The organism is Enterobacter sp. MGH120, from assembly GCF_001037725.1.
In the GTDB taxonomy this organism is placed as follows: Bacteria; Pseudomonadota; Gammaproteobacteria; order Enterobacterales; family Enterobacteriaceae; genus Enterobacter; species Enterobacter hormaechei_C.
The window spans coordinates 1,764,763-1,788,029 of sequence record NZ_KQ089940.1 but is presented as its reverse complement, the minus strand read 5'-3'; the positions used below and the strand labels follow the sequence as shown (position 1 = coordinate 1,788,029).

Genomic DNA, 23,267 nt, shown 5'->3' with positions numbered 1-23,267 from the left:
ACATTATCTCCTTTATTTCTCCACGTTTGACCTGGGCCTTACCGCTAAAGTTAGGCGGGCAATAAACAATAATGACGTGCAGCAAAACGAGGTCACACTTTAATGGCGAATTTTTTCATCGATCGCCCCATTTTTGCCTGGGTGCTTGCAATCCTGTTGTGTCTGACGGGTGTCCTGGCGATTACGTCCCTTCCTGTTGAGCAATACCCTGACCTCGCGCCCCCCAACGTGCGTATCACGGCGAACTACCCTGGCGCCTCGGCACAGACGCTGGAAAATACCGTCACCCAGGTTATCGAGCAGAACATGACGGGTCTCGATAACCTGATGTACATGTCCTCACAGAGCAGCGCCACGGGCCAGGCGACGGTAACCCTGAGCTTTACGGCGGGCACGGATCCGGATGAAGCGGTGCAGCAGGTGCAAAACCAGCTGCAATCGGCCCTGCGTAAACTGCCTCAGGCGGTGCAGAACCAGGGGGTGACCGTGCGTAAAACCGGTGACACCAATATTTTGACCATCGCGTTTGTTTCAACCGATGGCTCAATGGATAAGCAGGACATAGCGGACTACGTCGCCAGTAATATTCAGGACCCGCTCAGCCGTATCAACGGCGTGGGTGATATCGACGCCTACGGCTCGCAGTACTCCATGCGTATCTGGCTGGATCCCAACAAGCTGAACAGCGTGCAGATGACCGCCAAAGATGTCACCGACGCTATCGAATCGCAGAACGCCCAGATTGCCGTGGGGCAGCTCGGCGGTACGCCGTCCGTGGACAACCAGGCGCTTAACGCCACCATCAACTCCCAGTCGCTGCTCCAGACACCTGAACAGTTCCGCAATATCACGCTACGCGTGAATCAGGACGGTTCGGAAGTGCGTCTGGGGGATGTCGCCACCGTGGAGATGGGGGCGGAAAAATATGACTACCTGAGCCGCTTCAACGGCAATGCCGCGTCCGGGCTGGGGGTGAAACTGGCCTCCGGCGCCAACGAAATGGCGACCGCGCAGCGGGTGCTAGAGCGTCTGGATGAGCTGTCGCATTTCTTCCCGCACGGACTGGAGTACAAAGTCGCCTACGAAACCACCTCGTTCGTAAAAGCCTCCATCGAAGATGTGGTGAAAACCCTGCTCGAAGCTATCGCGCTGGTGTTCCTTGTGATGTACCTGTTCCTGCAAAACTTCCGCGCTACGCTGATCCCCACTATTGCGGTGCCGGTGGTGCTGCTGGGTACCTTTGCGGTGCTGTATGCCTTCGGTTACAGCATCAACACCCTGACCATGTTCGCCATGGTGCTGGCCATCGGTCTGCTGGTGGATGATGCCATCGTGGTGGTGGAAAACGTTGAGCGCATCATGAGCGAGGAAGGGCTTTCGCCCCGCGAGGCCACGCGCAAATCGATGGGACAGATTCAGGGCGCGCTGGTCGGTATCGCCATGGTGCTGTCGGCGGTATTTATCCCGATGGCGTTTTTTGGCGGCACCACGGGCGCGATTTATCGCCAGTTCTCGATCACCATCGTCTCTGCAATGGTGCTCTCCGTACTGGTGGCGATGATCCTTACCCCTGCCCTGTGCGCGACGCTGCTGAAACCGCTGCATAAGGGCGAACACCACGGTCAAAAAGGCTTCTTCGGCTGGTTTAACCGCATGTTTAACCGCAATGCGGCGCGCTATGAAGCGGGCGTGGGTAAAGTACTGCACCGCAGCGTGCGCTGGATGGTGGTTTATGTCCTGCTGCTCGGCGGCATGGTCTTTCTGTTCCTGCGGCTGCCAACCTCGTTCCTGCCGCTGGAAGATCGCGGCATGTTTATCACCTCCGTACAGTTACCCAGCGGCTCGACCCAGCAGCAGACCCTGAAAGTGGTGCAGAAGGTTGAGAACTACTTCCATACTCAGGAGAAAGATAACGTGGTCTCCGTCTTCTCCACCGTCGGCTCTGGCCCTGGCGGTAACGGGCAGAACGTGGCGCGTATGTTTGTGCGCCTGAAAGACTGGGACCAGCGCGACAGCGATACCGGCTCCTCCTTTGCCATCATTGAGCGTGCAACCAAAGCGTTCAACAAAATCAAGGAAGCGCGCGTTTTCGCCAGCAGCCCGCCCGCCATCAGCGGCCTGGGCAGCTCAGCCGGGTTTGATATGGAGCTTCAGGATCACGCGGGTGCCGGGCATGACGCGTTGATGGCTGCTCGCGACAAGCTGCTGGAGCTGGCCGGGAAAGATCCGCAGCTTACCCGCGTTCGTCATAACGGTCTGGATGACAGCCCTCAGCTACAGGTGGATATTGACCAGCGTAAAGCGCAGGCGCTGGGCGTCTCCATCGACGACATTAACGACACCCTGCAAACGGCATGGGGCTCAAGCTACGTGAATGACTTTATGGATCGCGGCCGCGTGAAGAAGGTCTATGTTCAGTCTGCCGCCAAATACCGCATGCTGCCGGACGATATCAACCGCTGGTATGTGCGCAATAACACCGGCGGCATGGTGCCGTTCTCGGCATTTGCGACGTCACGCTGGGAGACCGGTTCACCGCGTCTGGAGCGTTACAACGGCTATTCGGCGCTGGAGATTGTTGGTGAAGCCGCGCCGGGCGTCAGTACCGGTACCGCAATGGACATTATGGAAAAACTGGTTCAGCAGTTACCGACCGGCTTTGGCCTGGAGTGGACGGCGATGTCCTACCAGGAACGGCTTTCCGGCGCTCAGGCGCCTGCCCTGTATGCCCTTTCGCTGCTGGTAGTGTTCCTCTGTCTGGCGGCGCTGTATGAAAGCTGGTCAGTGCCGTTCTCGGTGATGCTGGTGGTGCCTCTCGGGGTCATCGGAGCGCTGCTGGCAACCTGGATGCGCGGCCTGGAAAATGATGTCTATTTCCAGGTCGGACTCCTCACCGTAATCGGATTGTCGGCGAAAAACGCCATTCTGATCGTCGAATTTGCCAATGAGATGAATGCCAAAGGTCACGAACTGATGGCCGCCACGCTGCACGCCTGTCGTCAGCGCCTGCGCCCGATCCTGATGACTTCTCTGGCGTTTGTGTTTGGCGTCCTGCCGATGGCCACCAGCTCCGGCGCAGGCTCCAGCAGCCAGCACGCGGTGGGAACGGGCGTTATGGGGGGAATGATTTCGGCGACGATTCTGGCTATCTATTTCGTACCGCTGTTCTTTGTGCTGGTACGCCGTCGTTTCCCGCTGAAGGATAAGCCGGAATAACACGTTGAAATAAAAAAGGCGGCTTTACAGGCCGCCTTTTTATTGTGTGATTCTTTCACACTATGGTTATTTTAGTTAATTAAGTGCTCTTGCATTTCTTACCGGAAATTCATTTACGAAGCATGCCTTCGATAAAATCTTTCCAGTTCCCCAGTTCACGTTCAATCATAACAACCTCTCTTATTATTATGTGCATTCTACGAAAACGTATCATCATTGTGAAGCCACTTTAACCGTTTGCTGTGATTGAGCCCCGCTGTGCTGGTAGGTTTAGGATCACTATGAGCGTTGTCGGGTAAATTTTATGTGACCTACAGCAATATTTTGAAATAGTCGGAAAAATGACAGCATTTTTAATTTCCCCCTGAGTTTATTGGCAATTTAAACAGGGTGGACAACTATGCTTAAAAGATGAAAGACTATTCAGCTTACAGCTGTTCGTTGAATTATGGAGAATTGTAAATCCCGAAAAATTCCGAATGTGTTATATTCCACTTAAGGATATATCTTCGAAAATATTGAACATTTAATCCACAAAAGAACAAAAGGATTCACTATGGTTGTGATGTACGGCATTAAGAATTGCGACACGATTAAAAAAGCCCGCCGCTGGCTGGAAGCACACAACATCGACTATCGCTTCCACGATTACCGTGCCGACGGGCTTGACCCCGCGTTTCTCCATTCCGCCATCAACGAACTGGGATGGGAAGCGCTACTGAATACCCGCGGGACCACCTGGCGAAAACTGGATGAATCTCTCCGGGCCACGATCAACGACGCCGACAGCGCAGCCAAACTGATGCTTGAAATGCCGGCAATCATCAAACGCCCATTGCTCTGCAAGCCAGGTCAGCCTATGCTGCTGGGTTTCAGTGAAACCCTTTATTCAGATTTATTCGTTGAGGTGTAGTCTATGTCATGCCCGGTCATTGAGCTGACTCAGCAGCTTATTCGCCGTCCTTCCCTTAGCCCGGACGACGCAGGTTGTCAGGCATTAATGATTGAGCGCCTGCGTGCGATCGGTTTTACCGTGGAGCACATGGATTTTGGCGATACGCAGAACTTCTGGGCATGGCGCGGTCAGGGGGAGACGCTGGCGTTTGCCGGTCATACCGACGTAGTTCCCGCGGGGGACGCAGACCGCTGGATCAACCCGCCTTTTGAGCCGACCATCCGCGACGGCATGCTTTTCGGACGCGGCGCTGCGGACATGAAAGGTTCTCTGGCTGCGATGGTCGTGGCGGCAGAGCGTTTCGTCGCCCAGCATCCGAACCATAAAAACCGTCTTGCGTTTTTGATTACCTCCGATGAAGAAGCCAGCGCCCACAACGGCACCGTGAAGGTCGTTGAGGCCCTGATGGCGCGCAATGAACGTCTGGACTACTGTCTGGTGGGCGAACCGTCCAGCACCGAAGTGGTGGGCGATGTGGTGAAAAATGGCCGCCGTGGATCCCTGACCTGTAATTTGACTATTCATGGCGTGCAGGGCCACGTTGCCTATCCGCACCTGGCGGATAACCCGGTACACCGCGCCGCGCCGATGCTGAACGAACTGGTAGGCATTGAATGGGATAAAGGCAACGAATTTTTCCCGCCAACCAGCATGCAGATAGCCAACATCAAGGCCGGCACCGGCAGCAACAACGTCATTCCCGGCGATCTCTTCGTCCAGTTTAACTTCCGCTTCAGCACCGAACTGACCGACGAGATGATCAAAGCGCGCGTGATTGCGCTGCTCGAGAAATATCAGCTGCGCTATACCCTCGACTGGTGGCTGTCTGGCCAGCCGTTCCTGACGCAGCGCGGTAAACTGGTGGATGCGGTGGTGAACGCCATTGCGCACTATAATGAAATTAAGCCACAGCTGCTGACAACGGGCGGCACGTCTGACGGACGCTTTATCGCCCGCATGGGCGCACAGGTTGTCGAACTGGGTCCGGTTAACGCGACGATTCACAAAATCAATGAATGCGTGAACGCTGCCGATTTACAACTGCTGGCCCGCATGTATCAACGTATTATGGAGCAGCTCGTCGCCTGACGGGTGCTTAAAGAGGATTAGCGAATGGACTGGCTTTCAAAGTACTGGTGGATTCTGGTGTTGGTATTTCTGGTAGGCGTGCTGCTTAACGTGATTAAAGATCTCAAGCGCGTTGACCACAAAAAGTTCCTTGCCAACAAACCGGATCTTCCGCCGCACCGTGATTTTAACGACAAGTGGGACGATGAAGACGACTGGCCGAAGAAGGACCAGAAGAAGTAATCGCTCTGTTTCCCCTCTCCCTAAAGAGAGGGGGACACCTCACATAAACTCGACGATATCATCGTCATTCGGCTTACCGCCGCTGAGCGCTTCATCAAAGTAATGTTTCGGTACGGTATAACGCAGATGATCGAGCGCGAACTGCATGCTGCGATCGTCAATGGCATGCCCCAGATCGTCTACGATATCCAGCGTCACATCTCCGCCCTCGCGCATCAGCGTCTCCTGGGCAGCAACCGCATGCGAAAGCTCAATTACCCGGTCTTCCCCCCCATGAATGAGATGGATCGTGGTCTGCGTGGTCGCGCTTTGCGGTAACGTCGCAAAACGCCCGTTAAAGGCAATCACGCGGGACACCAGTCCGGGCTGCGCTTTTACGCTTTCCAGCGACATGATTGAGCCCTGAGAGAAGCCAATCAGCGCCGTTGCGTCGGCGCCTACGCCGCTCTGCTGCTGCCAGTAACGCACGGTATCGATAAAGGCTGGCATAGCGGCATCAATACGCGCCTGACGATTCTCCTCCGTCACGCCCTCGACGGAAAACCACTGCCGCCCGTCCGGACCGCACGGCTCCACGCCGCCGATGCTGACGATCAGCGCGTGTGGGAAAACGGGTGCAAACCAGCTGCCAATCTGTCCCATATTGACGGCATTGTCGCCCACGCCATGAAACAGAAGCAGTAGCTGTTTAGCAGGTGTATCCGGGCTTTGCACAACAAAATGGTCATGTTTCATGGCGATCTCCTTAATTGATAAGCAGGATTTTACGCCTCTGCGGGGTAATGACCATGCCACTTTACTGAAGAACTCATTGAAAAAATTGCCATTGCAAAATGTCGGCTTTCAGCTGCTGGCTACGGGAGTAATCAAGCCTTTCAAGCGCGTGAGCGGTTTCCTCGCGTAGCTTCGCCAGCAACGCTTTGCGCCCGAAATCGTGCGTATTCCCTTCCATTTTCCCCCGCAGTGCCGGGAGCGGCATGTCCACGGCTAACAACAACCGCGTCAGCGCCGCAACCGAAGTTGAAAACGCCCGGTGAGCAAAGGCAAACCCCGTCAGCTCCAGCCAGTCGTCACTATTAAGGGTAGCTTCCCATGCATCCGTCACCGGGATCTTTTCGCCATTCCAGGCCGACAGGACGCGCATATCACGACATAACCGCTGATGCGCCTGTTCGCAGAGCTGATGCCCCGCCTCGCTCAGCGGCAGCAACGCCATCGCCGTATAGCACCCGCTGCTGGCTTCCCGGTGGCTGCCCATTCGCACCAGCACAAACCCGCACTGCCGCCAGAAACGCCACAGCTCGTCGGTATAGCCAAAGCTGACCGAGAGATAATCTTCTCCGCTGGCACTGCGGATCAGCCGCTGGCCGATGCCTTCCCGCTGGCGATGGGGATGAACCGCAATGCGGCTGACGCGTCGGCCTTTCAGCGTCGCCGCGAGCGGCGAGCCGCCGTGCGCTGCCAGCGACTGCGCCACCAGATTTCCACGCGGCCGACGAAAGCCCGCCCAGACTGCGCGGCTAAGTTCAGGGGGTAATCCCCCCTCCTCCACCAGCCAGAGCGCGCCCGCGATCTCCGCGCCCGCCTGAGCAACAGCAAAGTGCTGGCCGGGGGCGTCCATCATCCGGCGTAAATCGAGGGGTGACGTCCGGTAGTGCGCGGCACACAGCAGTTCATACACGCCTGCCCCGCGCGCCGGATCGCTCTCCCACATCCCGGGCTCCAGCGACGTTAAACGTACCTCGCCTTCCGGTTTGCGATCGATAAGCGCATCGTCGAACAGCAGCGCGTTCGCCACTATCCGCTCAAGGGGACATCCGGCAGCCCAGCGAACTGGCGTGGATAAGGTATAACGCCGCAGCCCGCTAAACCGGGCGCAGAACTTCAGCAGGAATCCCCTGCCCGTGCCTTCATAACCCTGCACCGTGGTGGTCAGCAACACGCGGGGAAAGCGCGACGCCAGCTTCTCCAGCAGCGGGCCGGGGATGGCGGCCGCCTCATCGACAATCAGCCAGTCAGCTTCTGTTGTGGAGGCCAGCAGCGCATCCGGGGCCATAAAGTGAAAATGTTCCCCGGCGAAACGCGCGATGACATCCGTCGCCCCTTTTGCCGGTGCCGTCACGACTGCACTCCCCTGAATGCCGTTGAGCAACATGCCCGCCAGGGCGGACTTTCCGCGTCCGCGCGGTGCCGTCACGGCGGCCACGCCCGCAGGCATGGTCAGAAGAGCGTCGAGGATCTCAGCTTGCTCGCGCTGCGGTTCACCGCTGGCAGGCTGCCAGGCGGGTAAATCTGACGTAACGGGAAGGCACAGAGGACGATGTTGATGCCAGACGATGGCATCTGAATCGGCGGCAAGCGTCCGGCAAAAGTGGTGAACAAAGTGCGGGGTGGCGATCGGCTCGGCGCTGTCGCTCCAGCGTAGAGAATCCGCGTCGGGCCTGTTAGCCCAGACGGAGAACGGCGGCACCAGCAGCATCAGAAGGCTTCCGGCGCGCAGGGTCCCGCTGAGGGCGGCGAAGGCCGAGACGTCAAACCCGCGACGCGCGTCAAAAACGGCGTGCAGGTATTCACGTCCCAGCAGGCCGCTGATGGTCTTAGAGGGGTTTTCCTCCAGCCACAGCCAGTCTCCTGGTAACGTATCGCGCAGAATGGTCGCCTGGCTCAACGTCCACGCTTCATCGCCGCTGAGCACCACCAGCCGGCGGTGCCCGGTACGCTGAAGCTGGTTGACCAGCTGTTCAAACCCCAACATCACATAGCTTTGCCGAAGGTATTACACTGCGACGGGTTGCCGCTGTCGAAGCCACGCTTAAACCAACTGTAGCGCTGCTCTGAGGTGCCATGGGTAAAGCTGTCCGGCACAACGCGCCCCTGGCTCTGCTGCTGCAAGCGATCGTCACCAATCGCCTGTGCGGCATTCAGGGCCTCTTCCAGATCGCCTGTTTCCAGCACGCCCTGCTGCTGCATGCTGTGTCCCCAGACGCCAGCGAAGCAGTCGGCCTGAAGCTCCATGCGTACGGACAGACGATTCACCTCCGCCTGAGAAGCATTCTGCTGCATCTGACGCACTTTAGGCTCAATGCCGAGGAGCTTCTGCACGTGGTGGCCGACTTCATGCGCGATCACGTAGCCCTGGGCAAAATCGCCGTCGGCGCCCAGCTTGCTTTTCATGTCGTCATAGAAGGAGAGATCGATATAGACGGTGCTGTCCGCCGGGCAGTAGAACGGCCCCATAACGGACTGCCCGGTGCCGCAGCCGGTGCGGGTTGCGCCCCGGTACATCACCAGTTTTGGCGGCTGATAAGTCCGCCCCATTTTCTCGAACTGCTGACCCCAGGTATCTTCGGTCGTCGCGAGAATAACGGAAGTAAATTTCGCCGCTTCATCTTCATTCGGGCTGATGGAGCGCTGAGAATACTGCTGCTGTTGCCCGGTTTCACCGGTCATCAAACCGGTCAGGTCGACGCCGTAGTAGCCCGCCACCAGCACGACGACCAGCAGAATAATGCCGCCCTTGCCGCTGGGTAACCGGAAACCTGGCCCGCCCATAGACGGACCACCGCCACCACTGCTGCGTCTGTCTTCTACGTTGTCACTTTCACGACGCCCTTGCCAGCGCATAAACACCTCGAACTATTCCATTTATAATAGCTATGATCGTAGGCGGTTAATGAAAGGATTACCATAGTAAACAAGGATAAGACGCCAAAGGATGCCAACATCCTTTGGCAAATGCGCAGTTTAGTCGAGCTTAACGCCTAAACGGTGAGCAACCGCTTCGTACGCTTCGACCACGCCACCCAGACTCTGGCGGAAACGGTCTTTGTCCATTTTATCCAGCGTCTCTTTGTCCCACAGGCGGCTGCCGTCCGGCGAGAATTCGTCGCCCAGCACCACTTCGCCCTTGTACAGACCGAACTCCAGCTTGAAGTCGACCAGGATCAGGCCCGCGTCATCAAACAGCTTTTTCAGCACGTCATTGGCTTTGTAGGTCAGTTCCTGCATGCGCGCCAGGTTCTCTTTGCTTACCCAGCCGAAGGTTTCGCAGTAGGATTCGTTGACCATCGGGTCATGCATGGCGTCGTTTTTCAGGAACAGATCGAACAGCGGTGGATTCAGTTCGATACCCTCTTCAATGCCCAGACGCTTCACCAGGGAGCCTGCGGCACGGTTACGGATCACGCACTCAACCGGCACCATATCCAGTTTTTTTACCAGACATTCCGTATCGGACAGCAACGCTTCCATCTGAGTCGGGATACCGGCTTCGGCCAGTTTGGTCATAATGAAGTGGTTGAACTTGTTGTTCACCATGCCCTTACGATCGAACTGCTCAATGCGTGCGCCGTCTCCTGCTGACGTATCATTGCGGAATTCGAGCACCAACAGATCCGGGTTTTCCGTGCTGTATACGGTTTTCGCTTTGCCACGATACAACTCAGCTTGCTTCTGCATCTTCATTACTCCTGGTGTGATGATTTGTATTCAAAACTGGCCATATTATGCCACGCACACGTTTGCGTAGCACGAAAATAAAAAGGGCTGGATTAACCAGCCCTCACTATTATTTGCTGAATGCGGCCTGGAAGGCAGCGACCAGCGCATCGTTCTGCGCCTGGGTCAGCGTGTGTCCTTTCGGATCGATAAATTGCAGGCTGCTGCGGTTATCGAGGTCGCCAACCTGGATTTTGTAGTCACCGGAAGGCAGCTGTGGATCGCTTGCCCCCAGCTCCTGCCAGGCGCTATCAGACAGCGGCTTATAGGTCGCTGTGATGCTGCCCGTTGAACGGGTGCTGTCGGTCACCTTCATGCCCACTTTTTCAAGCGTTGCTGGCAGGCGCTGCCAGGTCTGGTTAAACGGCGCACGCACCACCAGCATTGGCAGGCCGGTATCGTCTGCACCGCTCTGCACATCAAACGTTGAACCGTTACGGTTCTGCGCGGCGTTTGCGGCATCGGTAGCGTTCTTATCCAGACCAGCGGCAATCACGTTCAGCATTTCAGTGCTGTAGCGCTGCATGGCGGCCGGATCGGCAACCGGTTTACCTGCCTGCTCAAGATTCAACAGCTTGACGGTAACCGCCTGCTGATAACCCTGCGGCTTAACGGAGACTTGATAACGACCACGATACTGCTGGTCTTCATCGAGACGGTTCCACTCAATCCAGTCGGTGGTTAAAGTCTGGCTGGCGTCGTCGCGTTTATCAATCGTATAGTTTTTCGACTGAATAACGCTCACAACCTGCGGCCACAGCGTGGTACCGCGTGCGCTTTCCACCAGCAGAGAGGCCGTATCACCGGTAAACTGCGTGCGCGCGCCACTCACCAGCGCCAGAGGCTGAGCCGGCGGACGAATATCAAGCGCTTTACCCACCAGGCCACTGCCGTTGGTAACCGGAATATTATAATCACCGTTCTGGATCGGCAGGATCATGCCGGCAGGCGCGTGAAGTTCAGCAAGCGGCGGCGCATCCAGATAGGATTCATCACCGCTCACCTGGCGCTTGTAGCGCGAGTCTGAACTACAGGCAGCGAGGAGCATAACAAGCGAAACACCCGCAACCTTCGCCAGGCGCGACTTCTGTACTGAATAAGCCATCAAATCTCCCTAAACTTTACAGCAAACCGGCATGCTTCAGCGCGCCAGCGACAATTTCACGACCGTGGTCGGTAATCGGTGTCATTGGCAGACGCAGCGTGTCGGTTGCTACAAGCCCCAACTCCTTACATGCCCATTTCACTGGGATCGGATTGGGTTCGACAAATAATTTATTGTGCAACGGCATCAAACGCTGATTAATCACGCGAGCTTCATCAAAGTGACCGGCTGCGGCCAGTTTGCACATGTCAGCCATATCACGCGCCGCCACGTTCGCCGTAACGGAAATCACGCCATTACCACCGAGCTGCATAAAGTCCAGCGCGGTCGCATCATCACCGCTCAACAGGATAAAGTCGTCTGAAACCAGCTCTTTGATCTGATGAACGCGGCTTAAGTTCCCTGTCGCCTCTTTAATCCCGATAATATTTTTTACTTTCGAGAGACGGCCAACGGTTTCCGGCAGCATATCGCAACCGGTACGGGACGGCACATTATACAGAATTTGTGGCAAGTCAGTATGTTCAGCGATGGCTTTGAAATGCTGGAACAAACCTTCCTGAGTAGGACGGTTGTAATAAGGGGTCACCGTCAGGCAGCCGACAATGCCGCTGTCGTTAAAACGCTGAGTCAGGCTAATCGCTTCTGCCGTTGCGTTTGCGCCCGTCCCCGCGATGACCGGAATACGCCCGTCCGCCAGTTCCAGGGTCAGCATCACAACGTCGCCGTGCTCTTCGTGGCTCAGCGTAGCGGATTCACCGGTAGTCCCTACCGAAACGATCGCCGAGGTTCCATTGGCGACATGGTAATCAATGAGCTTCTTCATGCTTGACCGGCAGACATTACCTTTTTCATCCATCGGTGTAACAAGCGCGACAATACTTCCCGTGAACATGAGCCATCCTCTGTGCGAACAAGAGCCTCAATGTTACGTTTGGAACTGTAATAAAAGCAAGCGACCTGAGGCTCTCAGGCGGTTGTATGCATGTTTTTTTTATGCTTTCCTTAGGAAGACTTAACCACGCAAAGGAAGAACAGGTTTGACAACCTCATCACAACATTACCTGGTTATCACTGCGCTGGGTGCTGACAGGCCGGGTATCGTGAATACCATCACTCGCCACGTGAGCAGCTGCGGCTGCAACATCGAAGATAGCCGGCTGGCTATGCTTGGCGAAGAGTTCACGTTCATCATGCTGCTTTCCGGAACATGGAATGCCATTACCCTCATTGAATCTACCCTGCCGCTGAAAGGCGCAGAGCTGGATTTACTGATTGTGATGAAGCGCACCACCGCGCGCCCGCGTCCGGCTCTGCCTGCCACGGTCTGGGTACAGGTTGAAGTGCCTGATTCACCTCATCTGATTGAACGTTTTACGGCGCTGTTTGACAGCCATCAGATGAACATTGCCGAACTGGTTTCCCGCACGCAGCCGGGCGATGAAAACGCAATCCCGACGCTGTTTATTCAAATTACCGCACACAGCCCTGCCTCGCAGGATGCGTCAAATATCGAGCAAGCGTTCAAAGCCCTCTGTACAGAATTACATGCGCAAGGCAGTATAAGCGTCGTCGATTATTCGCAGCACGAACAGGATGGAGTTGAGTAATGAACCCACTGAAAGCCGGTGATATCGCACCGAAATTTAGCTTACCGGATCAAGACGGCGAGCAAGTAAATTTGACCGACTTCCAGGGACAGCGTGTTCTGGTCTATTTCTACCCGAAAGCCATGACCCCGGGCTGTACCGTACAGGCCTGCGGTCTACGCGACAACATGGATGAGTTGAAAAAGGTCGGTGTGGAAGTGCTGGGCATCAGCACCGATAAGCCAGAGAAGCTGTCACGCTTTGCGGAAAAAGAGCTGCTGAACTTCACGCTGCTTTCCGATGAAGACCACCAGGTTTGCGAGCAGTTTGGCGTCTGGGGTGAGAAGTCCTTTATGGGCAAAACGTACGACGGTATTCACCGCATCAGCTTCCTGATTGACGCTGACGGTAAAGTTGAGCACGTGTTTGATGATTTCAAAACCAGCAACCACCACGACGTAGTGTTGAAGTGGCTGAAAGAGAACGCGTGATAATTTTAGTGCCGGGTGGCGCTGCGCTTACCCGGCCTACAAGGTAAATGCAAAACGGTAGCATGCGCTACCGTTTTTAGTGTTTGCCCCCTCTCCCCGCGGGAGAGGGTTGGGGTGAGGGCATCAGCCCGCACTAAATCTACTTCTCTTCCACCGCTGGCACATCCGGCCACGCGTGGACCACGGCTTTAATCAGCGTCGCCAGCGGAATGGCGAAGAATACCCCCCAGAATCCCCACAGCCCGCCGAAAATCACCACTGAAAGGATAATCACCAGCGGATGCAGGTTAACTGCTTCTGAGAACAGCACCGGTACCAGCAGGTTCCCGTCCAGTCCCTGAATAATCAGGTATACGGCGAAACAGCTCCAGAACTCCGTACCCAAACCAAACTGGAACAGCGCCACCCCCACAACCGGAATGGTCACCACAAACGCGCCGATATACGGGATCAGAACCGAGAATCCGACCAGCACCGCCAGCAGCAGCGAGTAGTTCAGTCCGAAGATCACGAAGCCAATCCAGGTCGCCACGCCCACCACAATCATCTCCAGCACTTTGCCGCGAATGTAGTTGGTGATCTGCTGGTTCATCTCCTGCCAGACCTGACCGGCGAGACCGCGATTGCGCGGCAGCACGCGGCGTACCGCGTTCAGCATCTGCTCTTTATCTTTGACCAGGAAGAACACCATTAGCGGCACGAGAACAAGGTAAACCGCCAGCGTCAGCAGGCCTACCAGCGAGGCCAGAGAGTATTTCACCACCGAGTCACCCATGGTCATGATGCGGGCGCGCATGTTTTCGGCCATCGCATCGATGATCCCGGCGTCCATCAGCGCAGGATAGCGGCGCGGCAGCGTGGCGGCAAAATCAGACAGTTTATTCAGCATGCCGGGCATATCGCGGATCAGGTAGATCCCCTGTTGCCAGGCGATGGGCATCACCACGAAGGACATCAGCAGCAGAATGCCGACAAACAGCACCAGAACAATGCTGGTCGCCCAGCGGCGGGAACAGCCGATATGTTCCAGACGCGCGGTGGGCCACTCCAGCAGATACGCCAGCACAATTGCCACCAGTAGCGGTGCCAGCAGGCCACTAAAGAAGAACAGGATACCGAATCCGGCAACCAGAATGACCAGCAAAGCAATGGCTTCCGGGTCGCTAAACCGACGCCGATACCACTGCATTAACATTTCGAGCATACAACCCTTCCCTGAATCGAATGGCGGGAGTGAGACGGTGAATTGTATCTAACTGTCACAAAAAAGACTTTCCTTTTTGTTTCACTGTCAGGTTTCGCAAAACCCTGATGAATGGGATTTTCTTCATCTCTTAACACGGCTACACTCGCAGAGCAGCGGAGATGAACGTTATGCGGGTTCATCGGTCAAATTAGCACATCCAACATACAGGACAGTGGTTATGTTCAGGCAGTTGAGAAAAACACTGGTTGCGACACTGATTGCCGCCGTGACGGTGGGTCAGGTGTTGCCCGCTTTCGCTGACTCGTCCGATTCATTGCCGGACATGGGCACCACGGCAGGAAGCACGCTCTCCATCGGGCAGGAGATGCAGATGGGTGATTATTACGTACGCCAGTTGCGCGGCAGTGCTCCGCTGATTAACGACCCTTTGCTGGTGCAATACATTAACGGCCTGGGGATGCGTCTGGTGGCGCACGCCGACTCGGTAAAAACGCCCTTCCACTTCTATTTAATCAATAACGACGAAATCAACGCCTTCGCCTTCTTTGGCGGGAACGTGGTACTGCATTCGGCGTTGTTCCGTTATTCCGATAACGAAAGCCAGCTGGCGTCCGTCATGGCGCACGAAATTTCGCACGTCACCCAGCGCCATCTGGCGCGTGCGATGGAAGATCAGAAGCGTAACGCCCCGCTAACCTGGGTGGGCGCGCTGGGCTCTATTCTGCTGGCGATGGCCAGCCCGCAGGCCGGGATGGCGGCGCTTACCGGGACGCTGGCGGGGACGCGTCAGGGGATGATCAGCTTTACCCAGCAGAATGAGCAGGAAGCAGACCGCATCGGCATTCAGGTTTTACAGCGTTCCGGCTTTGACCCGCAGGCCATGCCGAGCTTCCTGGAAAAGCTGCTCGACCAGGCACGCTACTCGTCGCGTCCCCCTGAAATTCTGTTGACCCACCCGCTGCCGGAAAGCCGCCTCTCGGATGCGCGTAACCGTGCCAACCAGATGCGTCCGGTCGTGGTGCAGTCTTCGCAGGATTTCTACATGGCCAAAGTGAGAACGCTTGGCATGTACAACTCCGGACGTAATCAGCTCACCAGCGATCTGCTGGACGCGCTGGCGAAAGGCAACGTGCGCGAGAAAAACGCGGCGCAGTATGGTCAGGCGCTCCAGGCGATGGAGGCCAGCAAATACGATGAAGCGCGAAAAGCGCTACAGCCGCTGCTGGCGGCGGCGCCTGACAATCCGTGGTATCTCGACCTCGCCACCGATATCGATCTGGGGCAGAAAAAAGCGACCGATGCGATTAATCGCCTGAAAGGGGCGAAAGATCTTCGTAACAATCCGGTATTGCAGCTTAACCTGGCGAACGCCTACCTACAGGGCGGCCAGCCCGGCGAGGCGGTGACCATTCTGAACCGCTACACCTTTAACAATAAAGATGACCAGAACGGCTGGGAGCTGCTCGCCCAGGCCCAGGGGCAACTGGGTAACCGCGATCAGGAGCTGGCCGCGCGTGCGGAAGGTCTGGCGCTGGCGGGTCGTCTCGATCAGGCCATTTCCCTGCTGAGCAGCGCCAGCTCGCAGGTGAAGCTTGGCAGCCTGCAACAGGCCCGCTACGATGCGCGAATCGACCAGCTGCGCGGCCTGCAACAACGCTTTAAGCCGTACGAGAAGATGTAATAAAGGAGAAGTCATGACAGACGCGGTAAAAATTTACCATAACCCTCGCTGCTCCAAGAGCCGAGACACCCTCAGCCTGCTGAAGTCTAACGGCATCGAACCGGAAGTGGTGCTGTACCTGGAGACGCCGCCGGACGCGCAGACTATCCGCCAGCTGCTGAAGATGCTGAACATGGGCAGCGCACGCGACCTGATGCGTCAGAAAGAAGATCTGTATAAGTCGCTCAATCTGAACGATACCAGTCTCACTGAAGATCGGCTGATTCAGGCGATGGTCGACAATCCAAAGCTGATTGAGCGCCCGATTGTAGTGGCAAATGGCAAGGCGCGTATCGGCCGTCCGCCGGAAGACGTGCTCGAGATCGTCTAATCGTTACGCCGCAGCGCTTCCAGAAACGCCTGCGGCGTACGCTCTCCCAGCTTTTTCTGCGCTTTTCCCCGGTTGTAAAACTCACACAATTGGATCAACAGCTCTCCCATCGGTTCACTGTTCACCCGCGGAATGATTTCGCGTAACGGCACGGTGACCTGAAGGGCGAGATAATACTGTGAATGCACTTTTACGGTGACGTTATGCTCCGGCAAGTTCACTTCCAGCCCAAAAGTCTCAACAGATTGAATATCAGCCGGACAGGCAGCCAGCACCTCGTTCGTCCAGCGGGTCAGCAACTGCGGCGATACGCCAGCATAAAGCCGGGCGTAACACCAGCCGCTGACGGGTTCACGCGCCCAGAGCAGGTGTTGCTCGCCACCGTCGTCCATATGCAGCGACAGCGGCTGATGATGCAGAAACAGCTTCTGCGGCATGATACCGGCCTTCAGCGCCTTTTTGCCCTGCAACGACGCCCCCTTTTGTTTTACCGAAGCTGGTTTGAGGTAGCGGTTCAGGGTCGCGCGGGAAACGGCGATCCCGAGTCCGTCATTCACCAGCAGCAGCAGTTCATCCAGCGGTGCCCCGGTGATATCCCGCAGGGCATTTATCAGTGCCGCCTGCTCTTGTCTCAGCGCTTTGTGTATCACTTTTGGCGTTGTGTGGTTATCCGAAACCTGGTCGCGGTTGCGCCAGCGCCTGACGGTGGTGACCGAGATCCCCAGCTCAACGGCAAGTTCCCTGTCGCTTTTATCTGACTGCTGAAGATAACGACGGATACGCGGTGTGGTGGTGGCGTTGGCATGCAGTTTGATTTCCATCGCGTCTCTCTCCGGAACTAATCTTATGAGATTTATATCAGAGCAGCGAATGCTTTGTGACCGATTTCACCTTTCGCTCGCCACGCTTCACTGATAATCCACAGACATAACATAAACAACACCTCTCAATCTTGTACGGAGTTCACAATGAACAATGTTCTGGGATTTCTTGAAGCAAAACTGATGCCGCTGGCGGCGAAAACGGCCCAGCAGCGTCATCTTGGGGCCATTCGCGGCGCCTACGTGTCATTCATGCCGTTTATCATCGTCGGCTCTATTCTGCTGGTGATCTCCTCCTTCCCGAATCAGGCCTATCAGCAGTTTATGTCTCAGGCCTTTGGTGAGAGCTGGAGTGCAATTATAGAGATCCCGTTTAACGCGGTGTTCTCAACCATGTCGCTGTTTATCAGCTTCCTGGTGGCCTACCGCCTGGCTGAGCATTATGGTGAGGACCGCATCTCCTGCGGCATCCTGGCGCTGGTCGCGTTTCTGATCCTGACGCCCTTTATCAAAGTGGCGGAAAACGGCGGCATTACCGTGATGCCGGTGGAGTGGATTGGCAGCAAAGGGCTGTTCGTGGCGATGATCGGTTCCCTGCTGTGGACGGAACTGTTCTGCTGGCTGAAGCGCAAAAAGCTGGTCATCAAAATGCCGGACGGCGTGCCTCCGGCGGTGCAGGAGTCATTCGCGGCCCTGATCCCGGCCCTGCTGGTAATGATTCTGGTGCTGCTTATCCGCATCATCTTTGAAAACACCCACTACCACACCATCCACCAGTTTATTTATGAAGTGGTTGCCACCCCGGTACGCCACTACGGCACCTCTTATTTCGGGGCGCTGATGACCGTATTCAGCATCACCATTCTGTGGTCAGTGGGCATTAACTCCGGTTCGATGATCAACGGGATTATTCGCCCGCTGTGGATGGAGAACCAGACCGACAACATCGCCGCGATCCAGGCGGGAACGACGCCGCCGCACATCATCACCGAACAGTTTTTTGACATGATCTGGATGGGCGGCGCGGGCGCCACGCTGTCGCTGGTGATTGCGATGCTGATTTTCGCCCGCAGCAAAAACATGCGCGAAGTAGCGCGCCTCGGTGCGGGCGCGTCGGTGTTTAACATCAACGAACCGATCCTGTTTGGCCTGCCGGTGATCATGAACCCGATCATGCTCATCCCGTTCAATCTGGTGCCGCTGGTGCTGGTCACCGTGCAGTATGCGGCGATGAAAATTGGTGCGGTCGCCGTCACTACCGGGGTGTTTATCCCCTGGACGCTGCCGCCGGTTATCAGCGGCTTTATCGTCACCGGGCACCTGAGCGGCAGCGTGATGCAGCTGATCAACCTGCTGATTGGCGCCATGCTGTACCTGCCTTTCATGCGTATCCTGGATAAACAGTACCGCGCCGCGGAGCTGACTACCGCTACGCAAACCGACACCACCCTTGCAAAACAGGAGTAAAGCATGTGGGGAATTATCGCAACCTGGCGAATGGCGCTTGAAGGCGTCACGGAATCTGCGTCTGCGCTGGCTGCGGGCAAACCTGTCGCTCCGGCGGTGGTGGATGCCGTCGCCGCCGTCGAGGACTTTCCGTTTTATAAATCCGTCGGCTACGGCGGGCTGCCGACCGAGAACGGCGAGGTAGAGCTGGACGCGGCCTATATGGACGGCGACACGCTGGCGTTCGGCGCCGTGGGCAATCTGGTGGATATCGCCAACCCGGTACGCGTGGCGCACGCGCTCAGCCGCCAGCGCTATAACAGCCTGCTGGTCGGCCAGGGCGCGCGCGAATGGGCGCTGAGCCAGGGCTTTGCCGACAAAACCATGCTCACGGATCGCGCCATGCAACACTACCGTAAGCGCTGCCGCGAAACGCTGGATAAGGGGTTAAGCCCCTACGACGGACATGACACCGTCGGTATCATCGGCCTCGATAAACAGGGATCGATGAGCGTCGCCACTTCCACCAGCGGCCTGTTTATGAAAAAACGCGGTCGCCTCGGTGACTCACCCATCATCGGCTCCGGCTTTTACTGCGACAGCGAAACCGGCGCGGCCACCGCCACGGGCGTCGGTGAAGATCTGATGAAGGGCTGTACCAGCTACGAAATCGTTCGCCGGATGGCGCAAGGGATGACGCCGCAGCAGGCGGCGGATTCGGTGGTGTTCGAACTGGAAGACAAGCTGATGTCGCGCTTCGGTCGCGCGGGCGATGTCTCCGTGGTGTGCATGAACAGCAAAGGAGAATTTGGCGCCGCAACCAACATCAAAACCTTCTCGTTTGTGGTGGCGACGGCTCGCCAGCCCCTCACCGTTTTCCGTACTGAACGCCTGCGGGAGAAAACGCACTATCACGCGGTAGATGAGGAGTGGATGCAGGCCTATGCCGCGCGGATCCGCGCACCGATTGAGGAGTCATGATGATCACATACCAGTTTATCAACGCGCTTTCAGACGCGAAGCCGCAAAGCCATTTGATTGCGCGCGCTGACAGTTCCCTGATACCGGAAAGCGCTCTTGTCGCTGAAATGCGCCAGCAGAGCACCGTCGCGGACGCGCGCTTTGGCTGCGCGCCGTTTGCCCGCATCACCCTGTTTCCGGATGCGCTCTGGCATGACGCCCTGACCGAAGGGTTGCTCACCGCCCTGCGACCGCTGCTTGCCGCCCCCGCCAGCGCCGAACTCGTGCTGGACGTGACGGATATTGACGATGTGGTGCTGGCGCAGGTACTGCGTTTTCTCTTTAATCAGGCGCACAGGCTCAGTGACCTGAAGCTGAAGAAGACGGACGTAGTGCTGCGTCTTACCTGCATCACTGCCCTCTGCCTGCCGGAACAGCAGGCGAAGCTGGAGACGACCTTCCGCCAGCAGCAGGCCATTGCGCTCGGCATGGTTGCGGCGCGACGTCTGGCGGATATGCCGTCCGACCGCTGCACGCCGCAGTTTGTGGTGGATGAGGCGCAAAAACTGTGTGCCGCCAGCCCTGCCCTGCGCTGCGAGGTGTTGGATGAAACGCAAATCGTTGAGCAAGGGCTTGGGTTGCTGCACGCCGTCGGCAAAGGGGCGACCTGCCCACCGCGCCTGCTGGCTATTCACTATAACGGCGTGTCTGATGGCCCGGTGCGCTGCTACGTGGGAAAAGGCATTACCTTTGACACCGGCGGCCTGTGGCTGAAGGAAGGCGCGGGCATGTACACCATGAAATATGACATGTGCGGCGCGGCTAACGTGCTCGGGCTGATGCTGACCGTTGCGGAGCTGAAATTACCCGTGCGCATCATGGGCGTGCTGGCGCTGGCGGAAAACGCCATCGGCCCCGACGCCATGCAGCCCGGCACGGTGGCGACGGCCTGCAACGGCACCACCGTTGAAATCAACAATACCGATGCCGAGGGCCGGCTGGTACTGGCAGACGCTATCGCCTGGGCGAGTCAGCGCCATCCGCAGGCGCACTATATCATTGATATGGCGACCTTAACCGGAGCGGTGGTGAAAGCGCTGGGGTATGAGCTGAGCGGGCTGATGACCCAGGATGAGCCGTTGCGTCAGGCACTGACGCTCGCGGGCAAACGAAGCGGCGACGAGGTGTGGTCCCTGCCGCTGGATGCGCGGCTGAGAAAGCAGACCGACAGCGCCATTGCCGATCTATGCAACACGCCGACCAACAATGCGGCGATCAGCGCCTCGGCGGCGTGGCTGCTGCATCACTTCTGCCCGCCGACCATTCCGTGGGCGCATCTGGATATCAGCGGGACGGCGCTGTGGCGTGAGAACGGCAGAAGCGTGGCATCGGGAAGACCGATTCCGCTGCTGGTGGAGCACTTGTTGGGGGATCTTTAGCCGGGTGGCGGCTGCGCCTTACCCGGCCTACAAGGTATGACGGGTTTTCGTAGGCCCGGTAAGCGCAGCGCCACCGGGCAAAAAACTCAAAGCTTAAGAATATCTTTTACAAACGGAATGGTCAGCTTGCGCTGGGCGGTAATGGAGGCGCGATCGAGCTGATCGAGCGTGTCAAACAGCGTGCGCATTTCCCTGTCCAGGCGTTTAAGCAGGAACCGACCCACGTCTTCCGGCAGTTCAAATCCGCGCAGTCTGGCGCGCAACTGAAGTGCCTGGAGTTTGTCTTCATCCGACAGCGGTTGCAGCTTGTAGATTTGTCCCCAGTCCAGACGAGACGCCAGATCCGGCAGCCCCAGATTGAGCTGACGCGGCGGACGATCGCCAGTGATCAGCAGCCGGGTTTTGCCCGACTCCAGAATGCGGTTGTAGAGGTTAAAGATCGCCATTTCCCACGGTTCGTCCCCCGCCACGCATTCGATATTATCGATGCAGACCAGGGAGAGATGTTCCATGCCCTCCAGCACCTCAGGCACAAACCAGGTGCGTTTATCCAGCGGCACATAGCCTACCGCGTCACCGCGCGCCGAAAGCTCCGCACAGGCGGCATGCAGCAGGTGGCTGCGTCCCGCGCCTTCGCGTGACCAGATATAGATGTATCCGCTGTGTTCCTGGCGCAGCACGTTTTGCAGTGCAGCCAGTAAAGAGGGGTTATCACCCGGCCAGAAACTCGCGAAAGTTTCGTCGTCAGGGAGATAAAGTGGCAGAGAGAGCTGTGCCGGTCCGTTCAGAAATACCTCAACCAGAGATCTTACATAAAATCGGAATGGAGTTTAACACGGAACCTGCAAGGAGAGAACCGGGCGATCCTTCGCCCGGCATGACGATCAATGTGGCGCTTTTTCGCTGTCGTCCGCGTCCAGCACTACCTCTTCCGGGCGGATCACCGAGATCAGCTTGAAAATCAGGCTCAGGCCGACGCCGACGATGGTCGCCAGCGCCATCCCCTTCAGCTCTGCCGCACCGATGTGCACCTTCGCGCCGCTCACGCCGATAATCAGGATAACGGAGGTCAGGATCAGGTTCTGCGCCTTGCTGTAATCCACTTTGGATTCAATCAGCACGCGAATACCGGAGGCACCGATCACCCCGTACAGCAGCAGGGAAACGCCGCCCATCACCGGAACCGGGATAATCTGGATCGCCGCCGCCAGTTTACCAACGCAGGAGAGCAGAATGGCGATGATCGCCGCGCCGCCGATAACCCAGGTGCTGTAGACGCGGGTGATCGCCATTACGCCGATATTCTCACCGTAAGTCGTGTTTGGCGTGGAGCCGAAGAAACCAGAGATGATGGTGGAGAAACCGTTGGCAAACATGGAGCGATGCAGGCCCGGGTCGCGGATCAGGTCGCGCTTCACGATGTTCGCCGTCACCACCAGGTGGCCGACGTGCTCAGCAATCACCACCAGCGCGGCAGGCAGAATAGTGAAAATGGCGAACCATTCAAAGCGCGGGGTGTAGAAGGTTGGCAGCGCGAACCAGTGCGCCTCGGCAATCGGGGTGGTATCCACAACGCCCATCACGAAGGAGAGCGCGTAACCCGCCAGCACGCCGATCAGGATCGGGATAATCGCCATAAAGCCGCGGAAGAGGACGGAACCGAAAACCGTCACGCCCAGCGTCACCAGCGAAATAATAATGGTTGTAGAATCCGGTGACTGACCGTCCGCAGGCAGCAGCCCGGCCATGTTCGCCGCCACGCCCGCCAGCTCCAGGCCGATGACGGCAACGATGGCCCCCATTGCCGCAGGCGGGAACATCACGTCCAGCCAGCCGGTACCGGCTTTCTTCACGATGAAGGAGACCAGGCAGAACAGCACGCCGCACATGATAAAGCCGCCCAGCGCGACCTCATAACCCAGCGGCAGCAACAGCAGAACCGGGGAGATAAACGCGAAGCTCGACCCGAGATAGGCCGGGATTTTGCCTTTACAGATGAAGAGGTAAAGTAGCGTACCGATGCCGTTAAACAGCAGCACGGTAGCCGGGTTAATGTGAAACAGGATTGGCACCAGCACGGTTGCGCCAAACATGGCGAACAGGTGCTGCAAACTAAGCGGGATTGTCTGTAAAAGCGGCGGTCTTTCACTCACCCCGATAGCACGGCGCGTCATAGTGT

At 57.1% G+C, this 23,267-nt stretch carries 22 protein-coding genes; 11 read left to right on the top strand and 11 right to left on the bottom strand.

Going from position 1 to position 23,267, the window contains the following annotated elements; all coding sequences use genetic code 11:
• Nucleotides 1-102: 102 nt before the first annotated feature.
• Complete coding sequence (gene acrD / locus SK54_RS08500) at nt 103-3,216, top strand: multidrug efflux RND transporter permease AcrD (protein WP_017383494.1); 3,114 nt, start codon at nt 103-105, stop codon at nt 3,214-3,216.
• 109 nt (nt 3,217-3,325) lie between these two features.
• Here the strand turns inward: acrD and ypfM are convergent, their stop codons facing one another.
• Nucleotides 3,326-3,385: a protein YpfM gene (gene ypfM, locus SK54_RS22490; RefSeq protein ID WP_015572204.1), complete on the bottom strand. Its 60-nt coding sequence runs from the start codon at nt 3,383-3,385 to the stop codon at nt 3,326-3,328.
• Between the two features lie 387 nt (nt 3,386-3,772).
• On the opposite strand from ypfM, the gene SK54_RS08495 reads away from it, so the two are divergent.
• The 3 genes from SK54_RS08495 to SK54_RS08485 are packed head-to-tail and all read left to right on the top strand — an operon-like array spanning nt 3,773 to nt 5,482.
• A complete protein-coding gene (locus SK54_RS08495) occupies nt 3,773-4,129 on the top strand; it encodes an ArsC family reductase (protein ID WP_015572203.1) in 357 nt (118 codons plus the stop codon).
• Between the two features lie 3 nt (nt 4,130-4,132).
• Nucleotides 4,133-5,260, top strand: coding sequence for a succinyl-diaminopimelate desuccinylase (gene dapE, locus SK54_RS08490; RefSeq protein WP_017383496.1), 1,128 nt, complete (start codon nt 4,133-4,135; stop codon nt 5,258-5,260).
• A gap of 24 nt (nt 5,261-5,284) precedes the next feature.
• Nucleotides 5,285-5,482, top strand: coding sequence for a YpfN family protein (locus SK54_RS08485; RefSeq protein WP_000383991.1), 198 nt, complete (start codon nt 5,285-5,287; stop codon nt 5,480-5,482).
• 39 nt (nt 5,483-5,521) lie between these two features.
• Here SK54_RS08485 and ypfH read toward each other — a convergent pair whose 3' ends face one another.
• The 6 genes from ypfH to dapA all read right to left on the bottom strand — a co-directional run bounded on the left by ypfH (nt 5,522) and on the right by dapA (nt 11,979).
• Nucleotides 5,522-6,217: an esterase gene (ypfH, locus tag SK54_RS08480; protein ID WP_023295120.1), complete on the bottom strand. Its 696-nt coding sequence runs from the start codon at nt 6,215-6,217 to the stop codon at nt 5,522-5,524.
• Between the two features lie 73 nt (nt 6,218-6,290).
• Nucleotides 6,291-8,237, bottom strand: coding sequence for a tRNA(Met) cytidine acetyltransferase TmcA (locus tag SK54_RS08475; RefSeq protein WP_048247035.1), 1,947 nt, complete (start codon nt 8,235-8,237; stop codon nt 6,291-6,293).
• Entirely contained in the window at nt 8,237-9,106 is an 870-nt protein-coding gene (locus SK54_RS08470; RefSeq protein ID WP_001303362.1) for a KPN_02809 family neutral zinc metallopeptidase, read from the bottom strand. Before SK54_RS08470 ends, SK54_RS08475 begins: the two co-directional genes overlap by 1 nt.
• 120 nt (nt 9,107-9,226) lie before the next feature.
• Nucleotides 9,227-9,940, bottom strand: a complete 714-nt coding sequence (gene purC / locus SK54_RS08465; protein ID WP_001171626.1) for a phosphoribosylaminoimidazolesuccinocarboxamide synthase — start codon at nt 9,938-9,940, stop codon at nt 9,227-9,229.
• Nucleotides 9,941-10,049: 109 nt separating this feature from the next.
• Complete coding sequence (bamC, locus tag SK54_RS08460; protein WP_006811481.1) at nt 10,050-11,084, bottom strand: outer membrane protein assembly factor BamC; 1,035 nt, start codon at nt 11,082-11,084, stop codon at nt 10,050-10,052.
• Nucleotides 11,085-11,100: 16 nt separating this feature from the next.
• Nucleotides 11,101-11,979, bottom strand: coding sequence for a 4-hydroxy-tetrahydrodipicolinate synthase (dapA, locus tag SK54_RS08455; RefSeq protein ID WP_003860542.1), 879 nt, complete (start codon nt 11,977-11,979; stop codon nt 11,101-11,103).
• A 145-nt stretch (nt 11,980-12,124) separates the two neighbouring features.
• Between dapA and SK54_RS08450 the strand changes: the two genes are divergently transcribed.
• Nucleotides 12,125-12,694 (top strand): glycine cleavage system transcriptional repressor, encoded by a 570-nt coding sequence (locus SK54_RS08450; protein ID WP_000213743.1) that lies wholly within the window; start codon nt 12,125-12,127, stop codon nt 12,692-12,694.
• Nucleotides 12,694-13,164, top strand: a complete 471-nt coding sequence (gene bcp / locus SK54_RS08445; RefSeq protein ID WP_015572198.1) for a thioredoxin-dependent thiol peroxidase — start codon at nt 12,694-12,696, stop codon at nt 13,162-13,164. The genes SK54_RS08450 and bcp overlap by 1 nt, the downstream gene beginning before the upstream one ends.
• Nucleotides 13,165-13,303: 139 nt before the next feature.
• Here the strand turns inward: bcp and SK54_RS08440 are convergent, their stop codons facing one another.
• Nucleotides 13,304-14,368 carry an AI-2E family transporter gene (locus tag SK54_RS08440; RefSeq protein ID WP_003860546.1) on the bottom strand — a complete coding sequence of 355 codons (1,065 nt, stop codon included), beginning with the start codon at nt 14,366-14,368 and terminating at the stop codon, nt 13,304-13,306.
• A gap of 220 nt (nt 14,369-14,588) precedes the next feature.
• On the opposite strand from SK54_RS08440, the gene bepA reads away from it, so the two are divergent.
• On the top strand, nt 14,589-16,052 hold the full coding sequence (gene bepA, locus SK54_RS08435; RefSeq protein ID WP_015572197.1) for a beta-barrel assembly-enhancing protease: 1,464 nt from the start codon (nt 14,589-14,591) through the stop codon (nt 16,050-16,052).
• A gap of 13 nt (nt 16,053-16,065) precedes the next feature.
• Nucleotides 16,066-16,422 (top strand): arsenate reductase (glutaredoxin), encoded by a 357-nt coding sequence (gene arsC, locus SK54_RS08430; protein WP_017383503.1) that lies wholly within the window; start codon nt 16,066-16,068, stop codon nt 16,420-16,422.
• Here arsC and SK54_RS08425 read toward each other — a convergent pair.
• Entirely contained in the window at nt 16,419-17,243 is an 825-nt protein-coding gene (locus SK54_RS08425; RefSeq protein ID WP_032619280.1) for a homeodomain-like domain protein, read from the bottom strand. The genes arsC and SK54_RS08425 overlap by 4 nt on opposite strands.
• Before the next feature lie 147 nt (nt 17,244-17,390).
• Between SK54_RS08425 and celB the strand changes: the two genes are divergently transcribed.
• From celB to SK54_RS08410, 3 genes are read left to right on the top strand one after another with little or no spacing between them, the layout of a single operon-like run.
• The gene (gene celB, locus SK54_RS08420; RefSeq protein WP_032619279.1) at nt 17,391-18,710 is read left to right on the top strand and encodes a PTS cellobiose transporter subunit IIC; all 1,320 of its coding nucleotides are present in this window, start codon (nt 17,391-17,393) and stop codon (nt 18,708-18,710) included.
• Nucleotides 18,711-18,713: 3 nt separating this feature from the next.
• Nucleotides 18,714-19,670 (top strand): N(4)-(beta-N-acetylglucosaminyl)-L-asparaginase, encoded by a 957-nt coding sequence (locus SK54_RS08415; protein WP_032619278.1) that lies wholly within the window; start codon nt 18,714-18,716, stop codon nt 19,668-19,670.
• Nucleotides 19,670-21,088: a leucyl aminopeptidase family protein gene (locus SK54_RS08410; protein ID WP_048247033.1), complete on the top strand. Its 1,419-nt coding sequence runs from the start codon at nt 19,670-19,672 to the stop codon at nt 21,086-21,088. The genes SK54_RS08415 and SK54_RS08410 overlap by 1 nt, the downstream gene beginning before the upstream one ends.
• 86 nt (nt 21,089-21,174) lie before the next feature.
• Here SK54_RS08410 and SK54_RS08405 read toward each other — a convergent pair whose 3' ends face one another.
• The gene (locus tag SK54_RS08405) at nt 21,175-21,876 is read right to left on the bottom strand and encodes a DnaA inactivator Hda (RefSeq protein WP_211482948.1); all 702 of its coding nucleotides are present in this window, start codon (nt 21,874-21,876) and stop codon (nt 21,175-21,177) included.
• A gap of 96 nt (nt 21,877-21,972) precedes the next feature.
• Entirely contained in the window at nt 21,973-23,262 is a 1,290-nt protein-coding gene (uraA, locus tag SK54_RS08400; protein ID WP_047636797.1) for a uracil permease, read from the bottom strand.
• Nucleotides 23,263-23,267 lie beyond the last annotated feature (5 nt).

What these genes read in the sequence shown, in the direction of transcription:
- SK54_RS08425 (WP_032619280.1), bottom strand. Translation starts at nt 17,243, where the DNA reads ATGGAAATCAAACTGCATGCCAACGCCACCACCACACCGCGTATCCGT.
- SK54_RS08495 (WP_015572203.1), top strand. Translation starts at nt 3,773, where the DNA reads ATGGTTGTGATGTACGGCATTAAGAATTGCGACACGATTAAAAAAGCC.
- acrD (WP_017383494.1), top strand. Translation starts at nt 103, where the DNA reads ATGGCGAATTTTTTCATCGATCGCCCCATTTTTGCCTGGGTGCTTGCA.
- uraA (WP_047636797.1), bottom strand. Translation starts at nt 23,262, where the DNA reads ATGACGCGCCGTGCTATCGGGGTGAGTGAAAGACCGCCGCTTTTACAG.
- bcp (WP_015572198.1), top strand. Translation starts at nt 12,694, where the DNA reads ATGAACCCACTGAAAGCCGGTGATATCGCACCGAAATTTAGCTTACCG.
- bamC (WP_006811481.1), bottom strand. Translation starts at nt 11,084, where the DNA reads ATGGCTTATTCAGTACAGAAGTCGCGCCTGGCGAAGGTTGCGGGTGTT.
- arsC (WP_017383503.1), top strand. Translation starts at nt 16,066, where the DNA reads ATGACAGACGCGGTAAAAATTTACCATAACCCTCGCTGCTCCAAGAGC.
- celB (WP_032619279.1), top strand. Translation starts at nt 17,391, where the DNA reads ATGAACAATGTTCTGGGATTTCTTGAAGCAAAACTGATGCCGCTGGCG.
- dapA (WP_003860542.1), bottom strand. Translation starts at nt 11,979, where the DNA reads ATGTTCACGGGAAGTATTGTCGCGCTTGTTACACCGATGGATGAAAAA.
- SK54_RS08470 (WP_001303362.1), bottom strand. Translation starts at nt 9,106, where the DNA reads ATGCGCTGGCAAGGGCGTCGTGAAAGTGACAACGTAGAAGACAGACGC.
- bepA (WP_015572197.1), top strand. Translation starts at nt 14,589, where the DNA reads ATGTTCAGGCAGTTGAGAAAAACACTGGTTGCGACACTGATTGCCGCC.
- SK54_RS08440 (WP_003860546.1), bottom strand. Translation starts at nt 14,368, where the DNA reads ATGCTCGAAATGTTAATGCAGTGGTATCGGCGTCGGTTTAGCGACCCG.
- SK54_RS08410 (WP_048247033.1), top strand. Translation starts at nt 19,670, where the DNA reads ATGATCACATACCAGTTTATCAACGCGCTTTCAGACGCGAAGCCGCAA.
- SK54_RS08475 (WP_048247035.1), bottom strand. Translation starts at nt 8,237, where the DNA reads ATGTTGGGGTTTGAACAGCTGGTCAACCAGCTTCAGCGTACCGGGCAC.
- SK54_RS08415 (WP_032619278.1), top strand. Translation starts at nt 18,714, where the DNA reads ATGTGGGGAATTATCGCAACCTGGCGAATGGCGCTTGAAGGCGTCACG.
- dapE (WP_017383496.1), top strand. Translation starts at nt 4,133, where the DNA reads ATGTCATGCCCGGTCATTGAGCTGACTCAGCAGCTTATTCGCCGTCCT.
- ypfH (WP_023295120.1), bottom strand. Translation starts at nt 6,217, where the DNA reads ATGAAACATGACCATTTTGTTGTGCAAAGCCCGGATACACCTGCTAAA.
- SK54_RS08485 (WP_000383991.1), top strand. Translation starts at nt 5,285, where the DNA reads ATGGACTGGCTTTCAAAGTACTGGTGGATTCTGGTGTTGGTATTTCTG.
- purC (WP_001171626.1), bottom strand. Translation starts at nt 9,940, where the DNA reads ATGCAGAAGCAAGCTGAGTTGTATCGTGGCAAAGCGAAAACCGTATAC.